This is a genomic window from Pedobacter sp. 01N416, from assembly GCF_056399685.1.
Genome location: NZ_JBFTRT010000712.1, coordinates 1 through 2,233, shown reverse-complemented (window position 1 = coordinate 2,233; position 2,233 = coordinate 1). Strand labels below are relative to the sequence as shown.

Genomic DNA, 2,233 nt, shown 5'->3' with positions numbered 1-2,233 from the left:
GCATAAAGCCAACAATGACATATTCGGGGCGGAGAAAATAGCGGTGATCGCCGTCAATAGTCCCCCTATCGGAGCCATTGAAATCTAGGAAATAATATCGCTCTGAACCCTCCCCACCAAAACTAAGGACCACTTTGTTGAATTTTAAGTAGTATTTCTCTAAACTGGCGAAATTCTTTTTAATGAAATAAAATTGCTGGTATTGGTGTTCCCTTTCCTGGAAATGCATGCCGTCTTTTAATTGCAGATCCAGTTTACCAAAAATATCCTCTACATCAGGATCCTGGTAAAATGTTAAGGGGCCTATTGCTGATAATTGATCTTCATTTCCCATAGTGTGCTCTGGTGTTGTGGATGTTTTATTTTTGTAGTCGATATGTTTAATACTAGCTTAAGATCACGTTCTGCACGCCTGATCAGGGTGTAGGCTACGTTTATAGCCAGTTCAAGTGCCCCTGATTCTATTTCTAAGATTTTGAAAAATAGGATGAAAACAAAACCTCTTCGGTAGAGGCCGCTTGGATAATCTCATCCATCCATGCATCAATCTTATTATACATGACTAGCTGGTTCTTTGCAACCCTTAGACCTTTTTCTTTTTCCTCTAGGTTTTCATCTGGTTTAATCCTAGGTTTTGGTTTGGTCGGAAATATATCCTCGCGCCGTTCGAATATACTGAAGTTGGAAGTTTGCTGATGAAAAAGAAGTGTGGGTATACCTTTGGGTAACAAAACATCCTTCTGCGCGCTTAAGGTAGATTTATTCAATAAAATTTTAAGGAACTTTTCAACTTTTATGTTAAAAGATGGTTTGTTAAGCATTCCAAAAAACTGCCTTAGTTTAGGCTGTATTCTGTCCAAACGTTTATCGATGATGTTTAAAGTATACTTCACATCAGGAAAAAATCCTCTCACCTCGGCGATGTTGTCCGCAATCTGTTGTTCACTTACCCATTGAAGTTGCCCTTCGAGTACCAGATTTATGGTCTTCATTTCCCTGAACGCTGATCTTAGTTCTTCATTTTGCGTCCGCAGGCGATCGAGTTTTTGATCGATGGCTTTTAAAATATCCAAAATCGATAAGTCAGACAGTTGGGTAGTGGCCCTAATTTCCTGTACTGAGTTATCGATTTGGCGCTCTAACCTATCCACCTGGCTTTTCATAACAGGCTTAAATACGCTAAAAAAAGTATCAATCCAGCTTTGAATATCATATTGATCAGCGCAAGCCTCTAACTTGTTGCGGAGGTCGTTGCAGATGGTTTCAATTTGAGTAGGATTGAAGTTTGCCAAAAGAGTCTCTTCTACCTGTCGGCAAAATGATTCGGCATAATCTTTTAAGCTATAAATCTGTTCTTCCGTATCATACCTTAGAAAGTAAACTTGAAGATCGCTAACGATTGTATTAAAATGTATTTGTGGCGACCGTTCATATTCGTCCGCATTCATTAGTAACTTTGAGCCTTCTAAGGCCGTATAGATGTCCGGTTCTTTGAACCGGCCGTTTGGAAACGCACCAGACTTGATCTTTTGATAAAGGTTCAAAATCGCCAGCCCCGCTTGTGGCGGTGGAAAAAGGAGGTTATAAGTTCCCTCCTTCCCTATTTCGTGAAGCAGACTGAATTGTTGGTTAACATTATTTGAGAGCATCGCGATTAATCCTTTATCTGATCATTCCAAAAATATTTCTCTCAAGATATTGTTTTTCTCCATAATATAAAGCTAATGTTACCATGATTTTTTATTCTCTGTTAATCTGCGTGTAACGAATGTTAAACTGAAGCTTATAGATATGTGGACTGTGACATTTCAGGTAAAGACGCAGCAACTTCACCCAAGATTCTTATAATAAGAACTTTATGTTAAATATTTTAGTAAAAAAACATGAAGATTATCGATCTATGGCTTTGATACATTATTAAATCTGATAATCGATATATATGTATTCGCTCTCCATTCGCAAGAACTAATTCACATTAGACACCAAACCGGCATATTCTTGTCTGCATACAATCATCTTAATGGCCCCTGCTCTCGCTCAAGCTTATCAAAAAAACTGACTTAACCGAAGTAAAAGCATAATCCCGCGCCTCGGAGAGGGTTGAAAGCATAAAAGAATGGATGCTTTTCATAAATTCCGGAATATATGGATCAATACCAAAAGTTGTGGAGGACGGTAAAAACAAATAGCTTTGCATTTTACTATTTCACTTTATATGACTTCCCCTGCAGCC

General features: G+C 38.3%; 2 protein-coding genes. Both read right to left on the bottom strand.

Annotated elements, in window-relative coordinates:
• Window positions 1-334 (bottom strand): hypothetical protein (locus AC1DND_RS26200; protein WP_477585571.1); only part of this gene is annotated, 334 nt, incomplete at its 3' end.
• Window positions 335-467: 133 nt separating this feature from the next.
• A complete protein-coding gene (locus AC1DND_RS26195; RefSeq protein ID WP_477585570.1) occupies window positions 468-1,649 on the bottom strand; it encodes a hypothetical protein in 1,182 nt (393 codons plus the stop codon).
• Window positions 1,650-2,233: the final 584 nt, after the last annotated feature.